The sequence below is a fragment of the Rheinheimera texasensis genome (assembly GCF_964031785.1).
GTDB lineage: Bacteria > Pseudomonadota > Gammaproteobacteria > Enterobacterales > Alteromonadaceae > Pararheinheimera > Pararheinheimera texasensis_A.
In genome coordinates this window covers 59847-79744 of the sequence record NZ_CAXIRE010000007.1, presented here as the reverse complement: position 1 = coordinate 79744, position 19898 = coordinate 59847, and the positions used below count along the sequence as shown (strand labels likewise).

Below are 19898 nucleotides of genomic sequence, written 5' to 3'. Positions count from 1 at the left end.
AAGCGGCAGCAGCGATAAGCAGAATGGCCGCAGGCAAGGCAGATTTTTGAAGCTTTAGTGGTTCTAAAGCGAGAAAATTTAACGCCGCATGCGGCCATTCTGCTATCGCCCGTCCGGGAGCACCTGCAATTGCCTCATGCGGCGTTGCCACAGCTCGAAAGAGCACCACTATTCCTTCGCCGTGTCGCCTTGCCTGAGGCAATTTCAGGCTGCTCTGCTGTTCACTTATTAAACTATATGGTGCTCTGGGCTTAGCCTTCTGGCTGCAGCTCGCTTTGGATCACGGCAAATGAATGCGTCACAGTCATGGCTTTTTGCAGCATGATGGACACTGAGCAATATTTCTCTGCCGACAAATTCACCGCACGTTCCACGTGTTTTTCGCTGACATTAAAGCCAGTGACTTCAAAATGCAGGTGAATTTTCTCGAACACCCGCGGAACAGAATCCACGCGTTCGCCGCTTAACACGACGCGGCAGTGGGTCACTTGCTGTTTGGCTTTTTGCAGGATACTGACCACGTCAACCGACGAACAGGCACCGGCGGACATCAGCAGCATTTCCATCGGTGTTGGCGCCAGGCTATTGTCTTTGTTGGAATCAAACACCACGGCGTGGCCTGAACCGGAACGACCGATAAAGTTACTGTCGCCCGCCCAGCTGACGGTGGCATGAAGTTGGTTATTATCAGCCATATAAGGCTCCTGCTGTCTGAGGGGAAAAGCGCTATTCTAACGAATAAATGCTTTGCCCTGCCAGCAGTTATGTCGGAGCCAAGCCGTCTTAATCCATCAGATGGGCAATAGCGGTATCAAACAGGTTTTTAATCAGCAGCGACACTTCGTTAATCAGTTCGATTTGCTCTTCGGTCGCTGGTTTTTCGATGACGGAGGCCAGCACTTCCTGAAAGTCGTACATGATGCCATCGACTTCGCGGATGATTTGGCTGCGGTGGATAGTTTCCAACTCAGTATGCTGCAGACACAGCTGAATGATTTGTTCGGCAATTTGTTCTTCGATGATCACGCCCAGCGTTTTACGATGCGACGTCGGCGTACCTTGTTGCTCGAATAACGCTAAATGTTCGGTTAAAAACTGAATCAGATGTTCATAACCGGGTTTGTCCGTGACCATAGCTTTGCGTACCGGGATGGATGAGGGATTTCAATCTGCCACAGATTGCATTTCAGCGTAAAGCGCTGAGCTTAAAAATATATCTGCGTTTGGCGAAGTACAAGCCAGTCTGGCAATTCAGTGCACAAAGTTTGCGCTACAGCAAAAAAGCCCTGTATCAAACCAGGACTTTTTTGTTCGCTGAACTAACCAAATCAGAAGGCCAGACCCGGCGATAACTGCGCCGGTAATTCACTGTGTGCCAGTTCCACTGACGCCACCGGATACGCACAATAATCAGCAGCGTAATAAGCGCTGGCGCGGTGATTACCACTGCCGCCGATGCCACCAAAAGGTGCGGCCGAGCTGGCGCCGGTAATTGGCCGGTTCCAGTTGACGATGCCGGCACGAATGCGACGGAAAAAGCGCTGATACAAAGCTTCGTTGTCTGACAATAACCCAGCCGATAAACCAAAGCTGGTCTGGTTTGCTGCCACAATAGCTGCATCAAAATCGCTGTAACGGAACACTTTTAACAGCGGGCCAAAATGTTCTTCATCCGGCAGCTGCGCCGCGGCTGAACATTCGACAATGCCTGGCGTCAGCAGGCCAGTGCCTTCGGCCAGTAACTGCATCGGTAACAGTACTTTGCCACCTAAAGCCTCGAGCTGCTGCTGCACCGCCAGCATGCCCAAAGCGACTTTGTTGGAAATCATCGAACCGATAAATGGCTGTGTTGCGTCATCATAAAGCCCGACTTTGATATTGGCGCTGACTTCCAGCAAACGCGCAAGAATCGCATCGCCGGCGGCGCCTTGCGGCAAATACAACCGGCGGGCACAGGTACAACGCTGACCGGAAGAGATAAAGGCTGACTGGATGATGTCATGCACTGTGGCGTCAATATCACTGACTTCAGCCACAATCAGCGGATTATTGCCGCCCATTTCTAAGGCCAGAATTTTGTCCGGCCGGCCGGCGAATTGTTGATGTAAAAAATGGCCGGTGCGTGAGCTGCCGGTGAAAAATAAACCGTCCAGCTCCGGGTGTGCGGCAATGGCTTTGCCGGTCGCGACTTCACCTTGTAACAGGTTCAGCACACCGGCCGGTAAGCCTGCGGCCTGCCACAATTTGACGGTGGCTTCCGCCACTTTGGGTGTCAGTTCGCTAGGCTTAAACACCACAGTATTACCCGCCAGTAACGCCGGAATAATATGACCATTCGGCAAATGCCCCGGGAAGTTATAAGGGCCAAATACCGCCACTACCCCATGCGGTTTATGCCGCAGCATCGAGCGGCCTTGTGGCATCGGGCTTTCTTTTTCGCCGGTACGTTCCTGATAAGCGCGGATGGAGATATCCACTTTGCCAATCATCGCCGCGACTTCAGTGCGGGTTTCCCACAAAGGCTTACCGGTATCTTCGGCAATACAAAGCGCCAGCGCCTCTTTGTGCTCATTCAGTTGCTGACCAAAAGCACGAACCATATCAGCGCGCTGCGTAAAACTTAAATCAGCCCAGGGTTCAAACGCGGCGCGGGCAGCGCGAAATGCTAAGTCGACCTGTTGTTCTGACGCGGCCTGACCTTGCCAAATCTGGCGGTTTTTCGCCGGATCTGTTGAGCTGAAAACCAGCCCCTCGCCAGCCAGCCACACGCCGTTAATAAACTGTACTTGCTGTGTCATCACACTGTTCCTTCAAATTTATAAACGGGCTAAGCGCACCCAGTCGCCGTCACTGACTTGCAGCGCCTCAGCAAACTCGGCCGGCAGATTGACCTCAGTGGCGGTTTCGGCCAGATGCAGATGGGTCCAGCTGGCACGGAAATTCTCGCAGTCGGTATTGCAGACCAGATAAGGCTGGCCACCGCTGACCGGCGCGATACGCACCTGCAGCCGGCGGCTGTTACGCGCCGTGCGGATATGTTCAAGCTTGGCTTCCACGGTCGGGCCGGCATCAAAAATGTCGACATAACCTGTGGCAGAAAAACCTTCAGATTGCAGCAGTTGCAGCGCCGGCCGGGTTTTTTCGTGTACTTTGCCGATCACCGCCTGCGCTTCTTTGCTCAGCAGGCTGACGTAAATCGGGTACTTCGGCATTAATTCAGCGATAAACACTTTTTGGCCAATACCGGTCAGATAATCGGCGGTCGGGAAATCGACCGAAAAGAAATGTTCCTGCAGCCATTCCCAGAATGGTGAATTACCGTTTTCGTCCGACACACCGCGCATTTCGGCGATGATACGGTCGGAAAAACGTTCGCGAAATTCGGCCATAAACAAAAAGCGGAAACGCGACAACATCTTGCCGTTGTTCTTCTCACGGCGGTGTTCCCGCAAAAACAAAGTACAAAGTTCTGTGGCGCCGGTGTAGTCGTTACACAGCGTCAGAATATCTACGGTTTTGTAGACGCCAAGCGCCCTGGAGGTGTGCACCACTTTCCCCAGATGATAGTTATAAAACGCATCGTCCAGCCCCACCGCTGCTTCAATGGCACTGGTGCCGCAAATCTCGCCGCTGACGGTATCTTCCAGCACAAACAGATAACCCTCATCGACCGGTTTCTGTACGGCTTTGCGAAAGCTTTGCTCAGCGCGGTTAATTTTGCGTTGCAGCAGTTCGTCGTTGACCGGTAACGAAGTAAAACCGTGGCCGGACTCAACCGCCATTTCATAAAGCACCGGGAAATCTGCGGCGCGGATTGGACGGATCACCATCATGGGTCGCTTCCTCGGAGTTGCGGTGCGGGGCAGCATCGCAGTAGTTCATAGCCCCGCAGTGGTTTACAGCTGCGGCGACCTGAACAGTCGCCGCTTTGAATGACAGAACTTAGCCCTGTACGACTTTGGCCACAGCCCGTTCAAAACGTGCCATGCCTTCGATGATATCGGCGTCCGGGATCACCAGACTTGGCGCAAACCGCACCACGTCATAACCGGCCATCAGCACAAATAAACCTTCAGCCGCCGCCGCTAACAGGAAATCGCGTGAACGGCCTTTGTATTGCTCAGCCAAGGCTGCGCCCAGCAGCAAACCCTGGCCGCGCACTTCGCTGAATACTGCATATTTAGCGTTGATTTTGGCAAGCTCGGCCCGGAACAGCGCTTCTTTGGCTAAAACGCCATCTAACACAACTGGCTGATTGATGGTATCAATGGCGGCATAAGCCACAGCGCAGCCCAGCGGGTTGCCGCCGTAGGTCGAACCATGGGTACCGACTTTTAAATGCGAGGCAATCTCTGTGGTCGTCAGCATGGCGCCAATCGGGAAACCACCGCCAAGTGATTTGGCACTGGTCAGAATGTCCGGCACCACCGGTGTGTGCATGTAGGCGTACAGCTTGCCGCTGCGGCCAACACCAGTCTGCACTTCATCAAAAATCAGCAGCGCATTGTGTTGGTTACACAGCTCACGCACGCCGGCGATAAATTCTGCCGTGGCCGGAATAATGCCGCCCTCGCCTTGCACCGGTTCCATAATCACCGCACAGGTGTTGTCGGAAATCAGCGCTTTGAGGCTGTCGAGGTTGTTGTATTCCGCATGCAGAATGGCGGCAGGTTTTGGCCCGAAACCGTCTGAATACGCCGCCTGACCACCAACAGTCACGGTAAAGAAGGTACGGCCGTGGAAGCTTTTACCAAAGGAAATGATGTCTTGTTTGTGCGCGCCGAATTTTTCTAAAGCCCAGCGCCGCGCCAGCTTCAGGGCGGCTTCGTTGGCTTCTGCGCCTGAGTTGGCAAAGTAGACTTTTTCCGCGAAAGTGTTGTCGACCAGCTGCTTGGCCAGGCGCAGTGCCGGCTCGTTGGTCATCACGTTACTTAAGTGCCACAGCTTGCCGGCCTGTTCGGTCAATGCGTTGACCAGTGCCGGGTGGCAATGGCCTAACGAACTCACCGCAATACCACCGGCAAAATCGACGTACTCGCGGTTGTCCTGATCCCAGACGCGGGAGCCCTGACCCCGTACCGGAATAATTGGCGCCGGTGCGTAATTGGGCACCATGACTTCATCAAACAAAGCGCGGGTAACGGGTAAAGCTGCTGACATGATTTATTCCTCTGAGTCTGGGAGGCCGAAATTGGCTTATGCAATTATGCAAAATTCCGGCAGATTTTTATTCAGATTTCTGCCGGAGTATTACAGAAAAAAACCTGGAAGTCTCGGGTTAAAAAACGCTGTAAAGCGCGAAAATAAAGGGCTGCAGATAGATTTGCAGTTCAGGTGAATAACTAAGCAACTGATTGTTTCCGTATGCAGCCGTTGCCTGACCGCGCCGGACGCTGAAAACAACAACAGCCGGGCGGGCCGGCTGTTGCATGAATATGGTGAAAAAAATCTGGTCTTACCAGATAAATCGGCGGCAATTAATCAATTTCCAGCCGATCCAACCGGGTTTGTTGCAGTAACTGCCGGTGTTCCGGCCGCAGTTGCACCGCCTGCATCCAGGCTAACTCTTCTGCCTCATCCAACAGTTTGTATTTACGCAGCGTTTGGGCCTGCACAAAATAGACGGCCTGATGCACGATTTGCGTGAGACGGCTGGCGCCGCTGTAACCCACGCCCTCGGCAAACTGATCCAGCACCTGGCTCAGCGGCAGCCGTTTCAGACCCCACTTCGACACTAAATCAGCGCTGATAATGGCGGAAAATTCCTGGAAACAGGAATTGAGGAAACTGGCGTCCGCATCCAGGCTATCCAGCGCATCCGTCAGTTCAGTGTCCCTGGCATCGCGGGCTTTGAGCAACGCAGCCTGTTTCACTTGCTGATAGGTACGCAGATAAGTACGGGCCACCACCAGATAACCGAGCGAATGGAATAAACCAGCGCAATAAGCGACAAAAGGGTTTTCGCCGGTTTCTTCCGCCAGCCGCTGTGCCGCCAATGCAACCGCAATGCTGTATTGCCAGATCTGGCCTTTAAAGCCGGTAAAGGGATCGGTCGCATGAGGTAACGAGCGTTTTAAGGCGTAAACCGGCAAAATTTGTTTCATCGCTTCGATGCCCAACAAACCAATCGCCGGTTTTAACTCTTTGATAAAGTTACCGGATGGTGTTTTGTTACGGTATTGCGGCTGATTAACCAGCTTCATCAGATCTTCTTTTAGCCAGTCGACTGGCGCCAACAAATTTTCCAGCTGACTCAAAGTTAAAGCGCGCGCACTCAGCATATCCAGTACAGCCGGAAAGCCTTCGGCCAGATTAAACACAGTGCTGGCAACAGTGTCGAATTTGCCGAGTTTCAGGAATAGTTCTTCAGCAACCTGGTCGTGTAAATGCGCTTGGGTAAATTCAACAAACTGTTGTTTGGCAATGACCCCGGCCTGGCGGTTCATGGCGGCCTGCTGTTCGATATCCAGCAGCGTACGGCCGGCATTGCCTGTTGCCGTCAGAGGGCTACTCAGTGGACTGCTGTTTTTCTGCGGCTGGCGTTTAAAGCCATAGCGTTTTTGATCGGGCTTAATTTCAAGGATGCAATCGAAGAAACGTTGTTGTTGCACCTGGGCAATAGACGACATGGAACCGCTTTGATTTTTAACTGCGAATGGTCGCAGTGTGCGATGCGAAGGCTGGCAATGTCAATGCTGGCGCTGGCTCAGCCGCAGTGTCCGCTTAAAAAATTAGCGAGTAGCTGATGCCCCTGTTCCGATAAAATCGCTTCCGGGTGAAATTGCACGCCATGCAGCGGTAAAGTGCGGTGTGCAATGCCCATAATTTCATCGACGGCGCCTTCTGCCGTTTCAGTCCAGGCGGTCAGGCGGAACTCGGCCGGCAGGCTGTGTTTTTCTACCACCAGCGAGTGGTAGCGGGTCACACTAAGCGGATTGTTCAGGCCAGCAAACACTGAACTATTGTCGTGACGGATCAACGAGTTTTTGCCGTGCACCACCTGGCGCGCCCGCACAATGTTGCCACCAAAGGCCTGCGCCAGCGCCTGATGACCCAGACACACACCTAAAATCGGCAGTTTGCCGGCAAACTCCGTGATAGCCGCCAGCGAAATGCCGGCTTCATTTGGGCTGCAGGGGCCGGGCGAAATCACTAAATGGTCAGGTTTTAATGCTGCGATGCCGGCAAGGTTTATCTCATCATGCCGTTTCACCACGACCTGCTGGCCCAGCTCAGCAAAATACTGCACCAGGTTCCAGGTAAAAGAGTCGTAGTTGTCGATCAACAGCAGCATGGGCGAAAACCTCTGCACGGATTAGGCAGTCTGAAATCAAAGCGGCGGATTCTACCGCAACTGCAGGCCTGACGCACAGCCCCCGCTGGTTACCTCCAACATCAAACGCCTTTGACACATTCAGTTACATGTTTTAGTGCCAGCACTTCCAACCATTTTCCGCCCAGCCCTGACTCATTGACAATCATATGAGGAATTGCTGATGAAAATAGCCGATACCAGTGCGCAGGATGAAGTGCTGCACCAACCCCGAACCAAACCCCGCTGGCTGTGGCCGGTTGCTGCACTTTGCGGCGCAGCGTTGCTGCTATGGCTGGTGCTGCCGGCCGTACAAAGCTGGTCACAATCTGACATTTCAGTGCCGCTGTCGCGCGTGCGGGTCGATACCGTGAAAACCGCTGATTTTACCCGGGATATTTCCGCGCAGGGTCAGGTGGTCGCGGCGGTCAGCCCGAAACTGTACGCGCCGGCCGAAGGCACTGTGACGCTGCTGCTCGATGCCGGCACTGAAGTGAAAAAAGGCCAAATTCTGGCGACACTCGACAGCCCTGAACTGACCAGCCGGTTGCAGCAGGAACAAGCCACGCTGTTCAGCCTGCAGACCAGCTATGACCGGCAGAAAATTCTGGCGAAAAAACAGCAGCTGACCGACCAAAAAGCCGTCGATATCGCCCAGGTCACGCTGACCACTGCCGACCGGGAAAAACGCCGCGCCGAACAAGGTTATGCCCTCAAAGCCATCAGCCAGATTGATTTTGAAAAAGCCCAGGACGACCTGGAAACCGCCAAAGTGCAGCATCGCCATGCGGTCGAAGACGCCACGTTAAACAAAGAAAACCTCGAATTTGAACTGCAAAGTCTGGCGCAGGCGCTGCAGCGCCAACAACTGCTGGTTGGCGATTATCAGCGTCAGGTGGACAGCCTGAATGTGCGCTCACCGGTCGATGGCCTGCTGGGCAACCTCGCGGTGGAAAACAAAACCTACATCATCAAAAACCAGCTGATTTTATCGGTGGTGGATTTGAGCCAGTTCGAAGTGGAGATCGCTGTACCGGAAAGTTACGCCAATGACTTAAGCATCGGCCTGCCAGTGGAAGTCACAGTCGAGAGTCAGGTCTATGCCGGCAAGCTGGTCACCATTTCGCCGGAAGTGTTTGAAAACCAGGTCAAAGGCCGGGTGCGTTTTACCAAAGATGCGCCGACTTCGTTGCGGCAAAACCAACGTCTCGCCAGCCGCATTCTGCTGGAACAACGCCCGGCAGTGTTACAGGTCGCGCGCGGTCAGTTTTTGGATAGCAGTAATGGCCGCTTTGCTTATCTGGTGCGGGATGGCCTCGCGGTGAAAACCCCAATTGAAACCGGTGCGCGCAGCATCAATGCCGTGGAGATCCTGACCGGACTCAAAGCGGGCGACCAAATCATTACCTCTGGCACTGACATATTTCAGGGCGCCAGCACAGTGCAGTTGAATTAAAGCAACTGAATTAACCCACAACGAATTATGCAGCCGGGCAGCGCCCACAGGAGAATTTATGCTCAGTATGAAAAACATCAGTAAATCATTTGCTACCGACAACGTCGTGACCCACGCGCTGCGCGACATCAATCTGGACTTATCGGAAGGCGATTTTGTCAGCGTGACAGGCCCGTCCGGCTCTGGCAAAACCACCTTTTTAAACATCGCCGGCCTGTTGGAAAGCTCCACCTCCGGTGAATACTGGCTGGACGGTGAAGACATCAGCAAGCTGGACGACAAAGGCCGCTCCCGGATGCGCAACCAAAAAATTGGTTTTATCTTTCAGAGCTTTAACTTAATCCCGGATTTAAACCTGTTCGACAATGTCGACGTACCGCTGCGTTATCGTGGTTTTAATGCTGCGGAGCGGAAAAAACGCATTGAATATCATCTGGACCAGGTCGGCCTGGCATCAAGAATGAAACATTTACCGTCACAACTGTCCGGCGGTCAGCAGCAGCGCGTGGCTATTGCCCGTGCTTTGGCGACCTCACCGCGCTTTTTACTGGCCGACGAACCGACCGGTAACCTCGATTCCAGCATGGCGCAATCAGTGATGAGTTTGCTTGAGGACATCAATACCAACGGCACCACGATTTTGATGGTGACCCACGACAACGGCTTAGCCGCGCGCGCCAAACGGCAGATTTTTATCAAAGACGGTCAGGCGCAAGAGCTGGTGCAAGGCCAGCATCACCACAATATTCATAATCTGGCCGCGGTCTGAGGAGGCAATATGTTCAGTTATTATCTGAAGCTGGCCTGGCTCAGCTCAAAACGCACCTGGGGCATGAGCCTGCTGATGGTGCTGGCCATTGCGCTGGGGATTGGCGCCGCCATGACCACCATCACGGTCAATTACCTGATGTCGGCCAACCCTATTCCGCAAAAAAGCGACCAGCTGTTTTATGTGCAGTTAGATGCCTGGGACCCAAACGACCCGTATTTTGACAACGGCGACCCGCCGGACCAGCTGACTTACCGTGACGCCACCACCTTATGGCAGGCGAAAAAAGCGCCGCGTCAAAGCATCTCCACCGGCGCCGCCGGCGTCATTGAACCAGCCGACAAAGAGGCGCTGCCTTTTATGGCGCAAGGCCGCGCCAACAGCGCTGACTTTTTCCCGATGTTTGACGTACCGTTTTTATACGGCAGCGGCTGGGATGAACAGGCTGATTTAAATAAAGAATTTGTCGTGGTGATCACCGCAGAAATCAATGAGCGTTTATTCGGCGGTAAAGACTCCACTGGTCAGACGCTGCGCCTGGCTGGCAAAGATTTCCGCATCGCAGGCGTCATCAAACGCTGGCAGCCACAACCACGCTTTTATGACATCAGCACAGGCGCCTTTCAGGACAGCGAAGAGTTTTTTGTGCCGTTCAGCCTGATGTCGGAGCAAATTTTGGGGCAGTCCGGCAATAACAATTGTTGGAAACCAACCGAATCCGGCTTTAAGGCTTACCTCGATTCGGAGTGTATCTGGACCCAGCTGTGGGTTGAATTACCGACCAAAGCCGACGTCGAGCAGTATCAGAGTTATATCGACGCTTATGCCGACGAGCAGCACAAATTCGGCCGCTTCGCCCGCACCCGCAACAACAAGTTAAGTGACGTGATGACCTGGCTGGAACAACGGGAAGTGGTGTCGGAAGATGCCAGCATGATGATGGCGATGGCGCTGATGTTTTTAACCGTCTGCCTGCTCAATACCGTCGGGCTGCTGCTGGCGAAATTCCTCGGCAAAGCCAGTGAAATTGGTGTGCGGCAGGCCTTAGGTGCCAGCCGGCGTGATTTATTTCTGCAGCATCTGGTTGAAGCCGGCTGTATTGGCCTGGCCGGCGGGCTGTTGGGTTTAGTGCTGGCCTGGCTGGGTTTAGAAGCTGTCAAATCGATGTATGGCGACTGGATGGCCGAACTGGCGGTGCTGGATTTAAACATGGTACTGCTGGCGATTTTGCTGGCGATTGGCTCCAGCATTCTGGCCGGCCTTTACCCGACCTGGCGCGCCTGTCAGGTACAGCCGTCACAACAACTTAAAGCGCAATAAGGAGCTGACCATGTTAGAACTCGGACCTATGCTGCGCGCCTTAATGCGCAACAAAATCGGCGCTTTATTAATTGCGCTGCAAATCGCCCTGACCTTAACCATTATGGTCAACGCCATCTTTATGATGCAGGAGCGCAACCGCCAGATGGCCAGAGCCAGCGGCGTCGATGAGCAAAACACCTTTTATTTAAGTAACACCGTGTTTGGTGAAAACTATCCGCTGCAAAGCGCCTTAGCGCGGGATTTAGATCAGATCCGTAAAACGCCGGGTGTGGTGGCTGCGACGCAAATCAACGCCATTCCCTTAAGTGGCGGCGGCTGGTCGATGGGCTTACAAACCAAACCGGGCGATGATGTCGACGGCACCGGCACGGCGATTTATTTCGTCGATACCCAAGGGATTGCTGCGCTTGGTGTTGAACTGCTGGCCGGCGAAAACTTCAGCGAAAGCGATATCAGCTGGCGCGAACGCTCGAGCAATAAATGGCCGCCAAAAATCATCATCACACAAACCCTGGCGGAAAAGCTGTTTGACGGTGACTGGAAAAAAGCACTGGGCCAGACCGTGTACATCAACAACCATGACCCGATGCAGGTGACCGGTATCGTCAAAAGCCTGCAATCACCGTGGAATGGCTGGGACAATACTGAGCATGCGTCACTGGTACCCAGTCAGCTGGAAAACAAAGGCTCGCGGCTGTTTATCCGCACCGAGCCGGGCCGGCGTGATGCGCTGATGCCGCAGATTGAAAAAATGCTGGCCGACAGCGATAAACAGCGCATTATCCGCAATGTCAAAACCATGACCGAAACCCGGGAAGAAAGTTACCGCGAACATCAGGCCACCAACAATATCCTGCTGACCGTGATTATCGTGCTGACGCTGATCACCGGTTTTGGCATCGTTGGCCTGGCCATGTTCAGCATCAATCGCCGCACCCGGCAAATCGGCACGCGCCGTGCGCTCGGTGCCAGTCAGTGGCAAATTATGCGGTTTTTTATGCTGGAAAACCTGCTGATCAGCAGCCTTGGCGTGGTGCTGGGTATTGGCGGCGCTATTGGCCTGAATATCTGGCTGGTTAGCACCTTTGCTATGACACCGCTGACCCCGGGCCTGCTGCTCGTCGGTTGCGCCGCACTGTTATTGGTTGGCCAGCTGGCAGTGAGCTACCCGGCTTTGATTGCCGCCCGCATTTCCCCCGCCACCGCGACCCGCGGCCGGGCTTAAAGGAACCGGCACAGGCGCTGTGAAAGCAGCGCCTTAGTTGATTTACTGTGATTGTGGACGTTTTAGCATCACAAACTTGAAAGCACAAAACTGCAGCAAACGGCTCAGGTGCTTACAACGCAGACACGCCGTGAATACATCCATGTAGGCTCCTCTGCGGCTTCCCTGCCGCAGAGGGTCTGCTTTTGTAATCTCCAGGCCGTTTTGATAGTTTATCTGAGTCGTCTCTTGGTGCTGATAACCCTGCTTCTCATCAAGCCAACTGCTGTTGCAGGTAATCCAGCAACAACCGCACTTTTTGTGGCAGATGCTGATTGAGCGGATACAAGGCCCAAATGCCGTCGTCTTTTGGTTGCAGTTCCGGTAATAACTCCACAAGCGTGCCCTGCTGCAGATGCGGCAGCAGGTAATAATCCGGTAGTTGCGTAATACCCAGGCCTTTTAATGCCGCATCGGTCAGTGCCACCCCGCTGTTGCATTTGATGTAGGGCGTCGGGCGGATTTGCAATTTTTGCCCTTGTTGCTCAAAACGCCAGAACTCGACTGAACCGACTAAACAGCGGTGGTCGGCCAAATCGCTTAGCTGCGCCGGGATGCCTTGTTCGGCCAGATAAGCCGGGCTTGCTGCCAGAAAAGCGCGGCGGCTGCCGAGTTTGCGCGCCTGCAAAGTTGAATCACTGAGCTGGCCAAGTCGGATGGCGCAGTCAAAACCGCCTTTAACTAAATCGAGCTGGGCATTGGTTAAATCCAGCTCCAGCTGCAAGCGTGGGTATTTTTGCAAAAAATCATGCAACAGCGGCGCAATCACCGTTTCACCATAAAACACCGGCGCGGTCAGTTTAATCAGGCCGGACGGCTGGCCCTGTAAATCCAGCAGCTGCTGATTGGCCTGCGCCAGGCCATGTAACAAAGGCCGGCATTGCTGCAGGTACAAAGTGCCGGGCTCAGTTAAATGCACTTGCCGCGTAGTGCGCTGCAATAACAACACCTGCAGGCGCTGCTCTAATTCGCGCACATTGCGGCTGACCTGCGCCACCGACATGCCCAGCTGGCGCGCCGCCGCCGAAAAACTGCCCAGTTCCGCCACTGCGACAAACTCGGACACGCCCTGCCATTCTTTCATTTATGCAAAACTCATTTTCATTTTTGCCTGATTATCTTCGATTAAGAAAAAATTACAATGAAGCATCTTGTTGTCTCTGCCGCTGGTGATCGCAGGCAGGCTGTGCTTTGCTTCAGTCACCGCAGCTCAAAGGAATTAAACCATGCAAATGCTCAAAACCCGCGCCGCCGTCGCCTGGGGCCCCAACCAGCCGTTATCGATTGAAGAAGTGGATTTAATGCCACCGCAACAAGGTGAAGTACTGGTGCGTATTATCGCCACCGGCGTTTGCCACACTGACGCCTACACGCTGTCAGGCGCTGATTCTGAAGGCAAATTCCCTTGTATTCTCGGGCACGAAGGTGGCGGTATTGTTGAAGCAGTTGGCCCGGGCGTGACCAGCGTCGCAGTCGGCGACCATGTGATTCCGCTCTACACGCCAGAATGCGGCAAATGCAAATTCTGTTTATCGGGCAAAACCAATTTGTGTCAGGCCATTCGCGCCACGCAAGGCCAGGGCCTGATGCCGGACGGCACCACGCGATTCTCCAAAAATGGCCAGCCGATTTTCCACTATATGGGCACTTCGACTTTCGCTGAGCACACAGTGCTGCCGGAAATTTCGCTGGCCAAAATCAATAAAGCCGCGCCTTTGGAAAAAGTCTGTTTGCTTGGTTGTGGCGTTACCACCGGCATGGGCGCGGTGATGAACACCGCCAAAGTGAAAGCAGGCGACACTGTGGCGATTTTTGGTTTGGGCGGCATTGGTCTGTCGGCCGTAATCGGCGCTGTGATGGCCAAAGCCAGCCGCATCATCGCCATTGATATCAACGAATCTAAGTTTGATATCGCGCTGAAATTAGGCGCGACTGATGTGGTTAACCCGAAAAACTTCGACAAACCTATTCAGGACGTCATCGTTGAGATGACCGACGGCGGCGTCGATTTCTCCTTTGAATGTATCGGCAACGTCAATGTGATGCGTTCGGCTTTAGAGTGCTGCCATAAAGGCTGGGGCGAGTCGGTGATTATCGGCGTCGCGCCAAGCGGTGCGGAAATTTCCACCCGGCCATTCCAGCTGGTCACAGGCCGCGTCTGGCGTGGTACTGCTTTTGGTGGTGTCAAAGGCCGCACTGAACTGCCGGACTATGTCGAACGTTATCTCAACGGTGAGTTTGAGCTGGATACTTTTATCACGCACACCATGCCGCTGGAGCGCATCAACGAAGCCTTTGATTTGATGCATGAAGGCAAGTCCATCCGCACCGTCATTCACTTTTAATTTTTTGACCCGGCCCCTTCAGGTGCCGGGTGCCTGACAAGGATTTGAGTATGTCATTGACGCAACTGGCCGAATCCCGTCTGTTTGGCGGCCGCCAGCTGAAGTTTGAACACTTCGCCAATACGCTGAGCTGCAATATGCAGTTTTCAGTGTATTTGCCGCCGCAAGCTGAAACACAAAAAGTGCCGGCGCTGTATTGGTTGTCTGGCCTCACCTGCACCGACGAGAACTTTTCAGTCAAAGCCGGTGCGCAGCGCGTCGCCGCCGAGCTTGGCATTGCGCTGATCATTCCGGATACCAGCCCACGCGGTGAACTGGTCGCCAATGACCCGGCTTATGATTTGGGCCAGGGTGCCGGTTTTTACGTCAACGCCACCGAAGCCCCCTGGACCGCGCATTACCGGATGTACGATTACATCAGCCGCGAATTGCCGGCGATTTTACCGGTGGCGCTGCCGCTGTCGCAGGTGAAATCGATCAGCGGACATTCGATGGGTGGCCACGGTGCTTTAGTGCTGGCACTGCGCCAGCCAGCGGCTTACCGTTCGGTCTCAGCCTTTTCGCCAATTTGCCAGCCGAGCCAATGCGACTGGGGCCGCAAAGCCTTCAGCGCCTACCTTGGTGACCATGTTGCTGACTGGCTGGAGTACGATACCAGCGCCTTATTAGCCAAAGCAACTATGGTGCCGCCTATGCTGGTGGACCAAGGCGATAAAGACCAGTTTTATCCGGCGCAGCTGCGTACTGAAGCATTGATTGACGCCGCAGCCAGCAGTGGCGCCCAAACGGCTGCTAACGTCGAGATCCGCTTCCAGCCCGGTTACGACCATTCCTACTATTTCATCAGCAGCTTTATCGAACAACATCTGCGTTTTCATGCGCGTTATTTGTTTGAATAAGCTGTAACGACACACTTTAAGCCTCGCTGGCCGCCTGCCCTGCAAAGTCGGTCGCCAGCATTTCCCCACGCCGGCCATGCCGGCGTTTTTTTCTCTGCGGCACCGGCAAAATCCGCTATAGCTTAATAAGCCCTCTTGTTTATTCATCGGAGATTTTGTTATGCCACAGCCAGATCAAGTCACCTCACCATTTTATGTCGAATCACAACCTAACCAACAACACGATGACCTCTTGCTCCAGCCGGATTATTTTCATGGGGAATTGAATGCCGGCGAAGACGGTGTTGAGTGGCAGGAGTTTGCCCGACTACCTCAGACTGGTAGTGGAGGTTAAGCACTTACATCGAGGTCAAACGGCACGGACGACTACAACGCAGACACGCCGTGAATACGTTCCCTGTAGGCTCCTCTGCGGCATCCTTGCCGCAGAGGGTCTGCTTTTGTAATCATCCGACCGTTTTGATGACTCTTTTGACTCTTCATTTTTGCAACAAAGCGGGTCCAGCAATGAACGCATACGCCAATTCACGCTTTTGCCCTACAATAAAAAAAGTGATATAAATCAATTCACTAATGGTAATTAATAAAAAACAGATCGCTGAAAGCAGAAAAACGCATACTAGACAAATATCAGTAAATAGTTGATTTTAAGTAATCATCAACAAAATCACGGGCCTGTTCAGATAGGCTCAACGTGCATGAAAAAACAAAGATGTTAGAGCAGGCATGATCAAAACTCTTTTAGCAACTTACAATCGGAGCGATCGCGATATAACAGCGTTAACGTATGTTTTGATTGTCTTCCTGTTCACTTTGATCGGCCGTGGAGTAATATTTATCTACGACAGTCAATATCAAAAATTCTGGTCAGTGGTGTTCCAAGCGGTTCCGCTCCTTGCTGCCTTGGTCGCTGTCCGTGTAGCAAATCGACTTATATCTAACAGTCATATCCTTCGTGAAGACGACAGGCGGCAAGAACTAATGAGGACTACACACCATTTGATTGCCACAATCCAAGACCTGCGTGCAAAGGTAAGCTATGCAATGGATATGCTTAGAGAAGGTGGACGTCCTCAGTTTGCATTTGTGCAAATTGCGAAATCAATTGAAGAGCGGTATGAATCACTGCTACAGCGGGACGGTTTTCGATTCATACCAGGCCCGTGTGTCGACATTATTGTCAGAATCTCAAGCGGCATCTTTGGTATAGGTATTTTGGCTGAACACATTAAGTTGCAATATTCTAAAAACCACGAGCTTGCCATTACTCCTATTTTGTCCAATACAAATAACTCACCGCTTCCGCCCTTCGATGCGTTAATCAGTGATCTTGATCAGCTCTTAAATCAATTGTTTGAATTACGGCTATCGATTGAAGACTCCAAAGGAAAAGATTAATTACTGAACAATCGTTGAAGCCAACTCCTGAATCAGCTTCATCGTTAAGCCTGACACTCAGTCATAGCCTCTGTCCCCAAACCCCAACAAAGCCAGCAGCAGTAGCCTTGTAGCGGGCACTCAAAACTGAACAATGAAACCGAAACAGCCTGCAATAAGGCCCATGTCGGGTAACTGTCGGGTATTTGTCCGCAGCATGTCGGGAGGTTTTCAGGGTTTTGTCGTTACCGTCAGGTATGCTAAAACGCTAAGGTGCTGCTGCACTGTCTGCAAGGTGATGCCATGATTTTGAAGCAATTACGTTTGAGCCGTTTGTTGTCGCAAGAACAATTGGCGCAGATGTCCGGGTTAAATGTCCGGACTATTCAGCGCATTGAAAGTGGCCATAAACCCAGCACTGAGACCCTCAAGTGCCTGGCGGCAGTGCTGGAAGTTGATGTGATGACCTTAACTCAGGAGCACTTTCGTATGGATAAACAATCCTTTAGCTGGAAACAATTACCGCTCGGCGTCAAATGGCTGTTTATGCTGAATTTTTTTAGCCTGAAGCCAAGCCGGGCCGCCGCTTGTCGCGTCGAAATGATGTCGCACCTGTTTGGCTTTGGCTTTTGTCTACTCGGGTTTTGGAGTGAGGCCGCTTTGGCCGGTGGCTTACTGCTGTTATTAAATGGCTATTTATTCCGCTTACATCTGTGGCTTGGCGATCATTATGGCGCCTGGTACAGCGCCCCTGACGTATAGCTCCTAACGACTGGCCTGCGGCATATCTGCTGCAGGCCACTGCAGCGTGGCAAACGAATGTTGTAGCTGCACCAATCCCTGCTGTTGCCAGCTCTGCAATTTTTCGGTGCATAAATGTGCCGGCAGCTGCGGCAGTTGCGGACTGATCTCAGCCAAACCGGCCCAGCCATTACGACCACTGGCTTTTGCCGCGTACAAACAACAATCGGCAATTTTCAGTAAAGTCTCAAAATGCCGGCCCGGATCCTTCTCAAGCGGTATGGGGTAACAGGCGTAGCCGACGGAGCAAGTGACTGTAAGCGGACGCTGCGCGCTCAGCATAAAAGGCGTTTGCGCAACCTGACTGACAAAACGCGCCGCCAGTTGACTGGCTTCTGCCCGGTTGATGTGACGGGCCACCACAACAAACTCTTCGCCGCCCCAACGCACCAGAAAATCAGTCTGGCGGAACACTTGCTGCATCCGGGCTTTGACCTGCTGCAGAACTTCGTCACCGGCATGATGGCCATGGACATCATTGAGTTGTTTAAACTGATCCAGGTCAATCAGAAATACTGCCAGTTCGCTATGCTCGGGTTTGCTTAGCACCAAATCAGCTTCCTGAACACTGCTTTGCTGCAATTGCCAGTCATACCACTGCCGCCGGCATAATTCGAGTTCATTATCAATGTGGCTTTCGAGAAAATGCCGGTTAGCAAGGCCCGTCAGTTTGTCAGTCAGACTGATAGTTTCAAGTTGCTGATAGGCAAGTTCTAATTCCGCATTTTTTTGTTGCAACTCGGCGGTGCGGACACTGACCTCATGCTCGAGCGCCTGGTTTTGCCGGTACTGCAAATAACGCCGGTATAACGACAGCAGCAAGACAAAACTGGCCAGCAGACCATAAATCCAGAAGTTACGGATCAGTTGTTGTTGCTCCAGTCGCGCCAGCTGCAAGTCTTTTTCATGCTGTAGCCGCTCAATCTGGTATTGCTGCCGGGTGTAATCGGTTTGTGCCTGGATAGCCGCAATGGCTGCAGCTCTTTTGCTGTCGAAAATCTCATCTTCCAGTTGCTTTTGCGCCAGTAACGCCGCCAATGCCGCTGGTGCATCATCTTTTTTCAGCAACAGCGCGACCCGCATTTGCTGTAGTTTGGCTTCCCGCCCCTGTTCATGATTGTGTTTCGCTTGTTGGATCCCGGCGTTGATGTACACCATGGCCGCTGTTTCATCTTGCTGTTGCAGTGCCGCTTCTGCCGCCATTTCATAGGCATCGACCAGTAACGTCAGATACTGCTGTTCAGCTGCACGCTGGATCACACCATCCAGGATCTGCCGGGCCTGCTGTGGTTGGCCTTTGGCGATCGCCAGTTTAGCCTCAACGGTGCGTGCCCAATCTAAATCACGCCGGGCGCCGATCTCAGCAAACAGCTGCAGTGCGTGACGGATGTGGTCGCCGGCTTTGTCCAGCTCTCCGAGGTCGGTATACAGGTAGGCCAGTTTGTTATGGCTATAAGCAATATCGCGTTTGTTACCACTGGCCAGATCCAGCTGCATCACTTGTTGGTAATACTGCAACGCTTTGGCCGGATCACCGAGTTTATGGTTCAGATTGGCAAGATTAAACAGCACACTGGCCATATCCTGCGACTGCCCGTGCCGGGCGTAATAATCCAGCTCCTGCTGATGTGCCTGCAATGCGGCTTCATATTGGCCCATTTTTTCCAGAATGGTACCTACATTGCCGTAACTACTGGCGATCTCGGCCTGATCCTGCAGCACCTGATAGATTTGCATCGCCCGATAGACATAATCGAGCGCTTTGCTGTAGTCAGACTGATAGCGATAAACCATACCGAGCCGGCGCAAGGCGTTGGCCAGAGGTTTACGATCGCCGCTTTGTTCACTATACCGGGTCAACAGGCTGACGGCCTGCTCCAGCTGATCTTTCGCCAGCGGATAGTTATTGCGCTCCATCGCATTGTTACCCAATTGATAGCGCGCCAGCCCCAGGTGCAACAGATTGACTTGCTGCTCAGCCGCGGCCAGATATTGCGCGGCCAATGTGTCGGCCAGTGCCAGATCGCCCTGCTGCCTGGCTTGTTGCAGCCTGGTCTGCTGCGCGGCGAAATCAAAATCGGGCACAGTGCTGCTGCCTGTCACTGTCGCAGCCGGAGCCAGACTTTGCGCCTGTGCCAGCTCTTGACTGTGCAGCAGTAACAAAACCATCAGAATGGAAAAACAAAGACGCAATGCGGATTTACCTGTGTCAAAACAAGAGTCAAAGCGAAATTACCATAAAGCATCTGTTGCGACAAAACGCCACTTGCCGCCTGCTGGTTGCAATTGAGCGAAGTCGGTCCATTCGTGGTTGTTTTTGCAGCAACGGACCTTGTATGTTAACTACCTTCT

17 protein-coding genes are annotated in these 19898 nt (G+C 53.0%); 8 read left to right on the top strand and 9 right to left on the bottom strand.

Going from position 1 to position 19898, the window contains the following annotated elements; translation table 11 throughout:
* Window positions 1–251 precede the first annotated feature (251 nt).
* The 7 genes from ABNT34_RS00970 to ABNT34_RS00940 all read right to left on the bottom strand — a co-directional run bounded on the left by ABNT34_RS00970 (window position 252) and on the right by ABNT34_RS00940 (window position 7294).
* The gene (locus ABNT34_RS00970; RefSeq protein WP_348727957.1) at window positions 252–695 is read right to left on the bottom strand and encodes an OsmC family protein; all 444 of its coding nucleotides are present in this window, start codon (window positions 693–695) and stop codon (window positions 252–254) included.
* An 88-nt stretch (window positions 696–783) separates the two neighbouring features.
* On the bottom strand, window positions 784–1134 hold the full coding sequence (locus ABNT34_RS00965; protein ID WP_031567421.1) for a DUF3802 family protein: 351 nt from the start codon (window positions 1132–1134) through the stop codon (window positions 784–786).
* Between the two features lie 194 nt (window positions 1135–1328).
* Window positions 1329–2798, bottom strand: a complete 1470-nt coding sequence (gene astD / locus ABNT34_RS00960) for a succinylglutamate-semialdehyde dehydrogenase (protein ID WP_348727954.1) — start codon at window positions 2796–2798, stop codon at window positions 1329–1331.
* 18 nt (window positions 2799–2816) lie between these two features.
* On the bottom strand, window positions 2817–3833 hold the full coding sequence (astA, locus tag ABNT34_RS00955) for an arginine N-succinyltransferase (RefSeq protein ID WP_348727952.1): 1017 nt from the start codon (window positions 3831–3833) through the stop codon (window positions 2817–2819).
* 109 nt (window positions 3834–3942) lie between these two features.
* Window positions 3943–5160, bottom strand: coding sequence for an aspartate aminotransferase family protein (locus tag ABNT34_RS00950; RefSeq protein WP_348727950.1), 1218 nt, complete (start codon window positions 5158–5160; stop codon window positions 3943–3945).
* A 317-nt stretch (window positions 5161–5477) separates the two neighbouring features.
* A complete protein-coding gene (locus ABNT34_RS00945) occupies window positions 5478–6629 on the bottom strand; it encodes an HDOD domain-containing protein (RefSeq protein ID WP_348727948.1) in 1152 nt (383 codons plus the stop codon).
* 77 nt (window positions 6630–6706) lie between these two features.
* Entirely contained in the window at window positions 6707–7294 is a 588-nt protein-coding gene (locus tag ABNT34_RS00940; RefSeq protein WP_348727946.1) for an aminodeoxychorismate/anthranilate synthase component II, read from the bottom strand.
* A 202-nt stretch (window positions 7295–7496) separates the two neighbouring features.
* Between ABNT34_RS00940 and ABNT34_RS00935 the strand changes: the two genes are divergently transcribed.
* From ABNT34_RS00935 to ABNT34_RS00920, 4 genes are read left to right on the top strand one after another with little or no spacing between them, the layout of a single operon-like run.
* On the top strand, window positions 7497–8768 hold the full coding sequence (locus tag ABNT34_RS00935) for an efflux RND transporter periplasmic adaptor subunit (RefSeq protein WP_348727944.1): 1272 nt from the start codon (window positions 7497–7499) through the stop codon (window positions 8766–8768).
* A gap of 58 nt (window positions 8769–8826) precedes the next feature.
* Window positions 8827–9537, top strand: a complete 711-nt coding sequence (locus tag ABNT34_RS00930; RefSeq protein WP_348727942.1) for an ABC transporter ATP-binding protein — start codon at window positions 8827–8829, stop codon at window positions 9535–9537.
* A gap of 9 nt (window positions 9538–9546) precedes the next feature.
* On the top strand, window positions 9547–10857 hold the full coding sequence (locus tag ABNT34_RS00925; protein ID WP_348727940.1) for an ABC transporter permease: 1311 nt from the start codon (window positions 9547–9549) through the stop codon (window positions 10855–10857).
* Window positions 10858–10867: 10 nt separating this feature from the next.
* Window positions 10868–12085, top strand: coding sequence for an FtsX-like permease family protein (locus ABNT34_RS00920; RefSeq protein WP_348727938.1), 1218 nt, complete (start codon window positions 10868–10870; stop codon window positions 12083–12085).
* 253 nt (window positions 12086–12338) lie between these two features.
* Here the strand turns inward: ABNT34_RS00920 and ABNT34_RS00915 are convergent, their stop codons facing one another.
* Window positions 12339–13208, bottom strand: a complete 870-nt coding sequence (locus ABNT34_RS00915) for a LysR family transcriptional regulator (protein WP_348727936.1) — start codon at window positions 13206–13208, stop codon at window positions 12339–12341.
* Between the two features lie 148 nt (window positions 13209–13356).
* Here ABNT34_RS00915 and ABNT34_RS00910 point away from each other — a divergent pair, with 148 nt between their 5' ends.
* The 4 genes from ABNT34_RS00910 to ABNT34_RS00895 all read left to right on the top strand — a co-directional run bounded on the left by ABNT34_RS00910 (window position 13357) and on the right by ABNT34_RS00895 (window position 17507).
* Entirely contained in the window at window positions 13357–14469 is a 1113-nt protein-coding gene (locus tag ABNT34_RS00910; RefSeq protein ID WP_348727961.1) for an S-(hydroxymethyl)glutathione dehydrogenase/class III alcohol dehydrogenase, read from the top strand.
* Between the two features lie 50 nt (window positions 14470–14519).
* Window positions 14520–15368: an S-formylglutathione hydrolase gene (fghA, locus tag ABNT34_RS00905; RefSeq protein WP_348727934.1), complete on the top strand. Its 849-nt coding sequence runs from the start codon at window positions 14520–14522 to the stop codon at window positions 15366–15368.
* Between the two features lie 726 nt (window positions 15369–16094).
* Window positions 16095–16766, top strand: a complete 672-nt coding sequence (locus ABNT34_RS00900) for a hypothetical protein (RefSeq protein ID WP_348727932.1) — start codon at window positions 16095–16097, stop codon at window positions 16764–16766.
* A 282-nt stretch (window positions 16767–17048) separates the two neighbouring features.
* Complete coding sequence (locus ABNT34_RS00895; RefSeq protein ID WP_348727930.1) at window positions 17049–17507, top strand: helix-turn-helix domain-containing protein; 459 nt, start codon at window positions 17049–17051, stop codon at window positions 17505–17507.
* 3 nt (window positions 17508–17510) lie between these two features.
* Here ABNT34_RS00895 and ABNT34_RS00890 read toward each other — a convergent pair whose 3' ends face one another.
* Complete coding sequence (locus ABNT34_RS00890; RefSeq protein ID WP_348727928.1) at window positions 17511–19739, bottom strand: tetratricopeptide repeat-containing diguanylate cyclase; 2229 nt, start codon at window positions 19737–19739, stop codon at window positions 17511–17513.
* Between the last annotated feature and the right edge of the window lie 159 nt (window positions 19740–19898).

Excerpts from the sequence above, each read along its gene's own strand:
- ABNT34_RS00940 (WP_348727946.1), bottom strand. The coding sequence starts at position 7,294 with ATGCTGCTGTTGATCGACAACTACGACTCTTTTACCTGGAACCTGGTG.
- astD (WP_348727954.1), bottom strand. The coding sequence starts at position 2,798 with ATGACACAGCAAGTACAGTTTATTAACGGCGTGTGGCTGGCTGGCGAG.
- ABNT34_RS00970 (WP_348727957.1), bottom strand. The coding sequence starts at position 695 with ATGGCTGATAATAACCAACTTCATGCCACCGTCAGCTGGGCGGGCGAC.
- astA (WP_348727952.1), bottom strand. The coding sequence starts at position 3,833 with ATGATGGTGATCCGTCCAATCCGCGCCGCAGATTTCCCGGTGCTTTAT.
- ABNT34_RS00895 (WP_348727930.1), top strand. The coding sequence starts at position 17,049 with ATGATTTTGAAGCAATTACGTTTGAGCCGTTTGTTGTCGCAAGAACAA.
- ABNT34_RS00950 (WP_348727950.1), bottom strand. The coding sequence starts at position 5,160 with ATGTCAGCAGCTTTACCCGTTACCCGCGCTTTGTTTGATGAAGTCATG.
- ABNT34_RS00910 (WP_348727961.1), top strand. The coding sequence starts at position 13,357 with ATGCTCAAAACCCGCGCCGCCGTCGCCTGGGGCCCCAACCAGCCGTTA.
- ABNT34_RS00945 (WP_348727948.1), bottom strand. The coding sequence starts at position 6,629 with ATGTCGTCTATTGCCCAGGTGCAACAACAACGTTTCTTCGATTGCATC.
- ABNT34_RS00920 (WP_348727938.1), top strand. The coding sequence starts at position 10,868 with ATGTTAGAACTCGGACCTATGCTGCGCGCCTTAATGCGCAACAAAATC.
- ABNT34_RS00925 (WP_348727940.1), top strand. The coding sequence starts at position 9,547 with ATGTTCAGTTATTATCTGAAGCTGGCCTGGCTCAGCTCAAAACGCACC.
- ABNT34_RS00930 (WP_348727942.1), top strand. The coding sequence starts at position 8,827 with ATGCTCAGTATGAAAAACATCAGTAAATCATTTGCTACCGACAACGTC.
- ABNT34_RS00935 (WP_348727944.1), top strand. The coding sequence starts at position 7,497 with ATGAAAATAGCCGATACCAGTGCGCAGGATGAAGTGCTGCACCAACCC.
- ABNT34_RS00900 (WP_348727932.1), top strand. The coding sequence starts at position 16,095 with ATGATCAAAACTCTTTTAGCAACTTACAATCGGAGCGATCGCGATATA.
- ABNT34_RS00915 (WP_348727936.1), bottom strand. The coding sequence starts at position 13,208 with ATGAAAGAATGGCAGGGCGTGTCCGAGTTTGTCGCAGTGGCGGAACTG.
- ABNT34_RS00965 (WP_031567421.1), bottom strand. The coding sequence starts at position 1,134 with ATGGTCACGGACAAACCCGGTTATGAACATCTGATTCAGTTTTTAACC.
- fghA (WP_348727934.1), top strand. The coding sequence starts at position 14,520 with ATGTCATTGACGCAACTGGCCGAATCCCGTCTGTTTGGCGGCCGCCAG.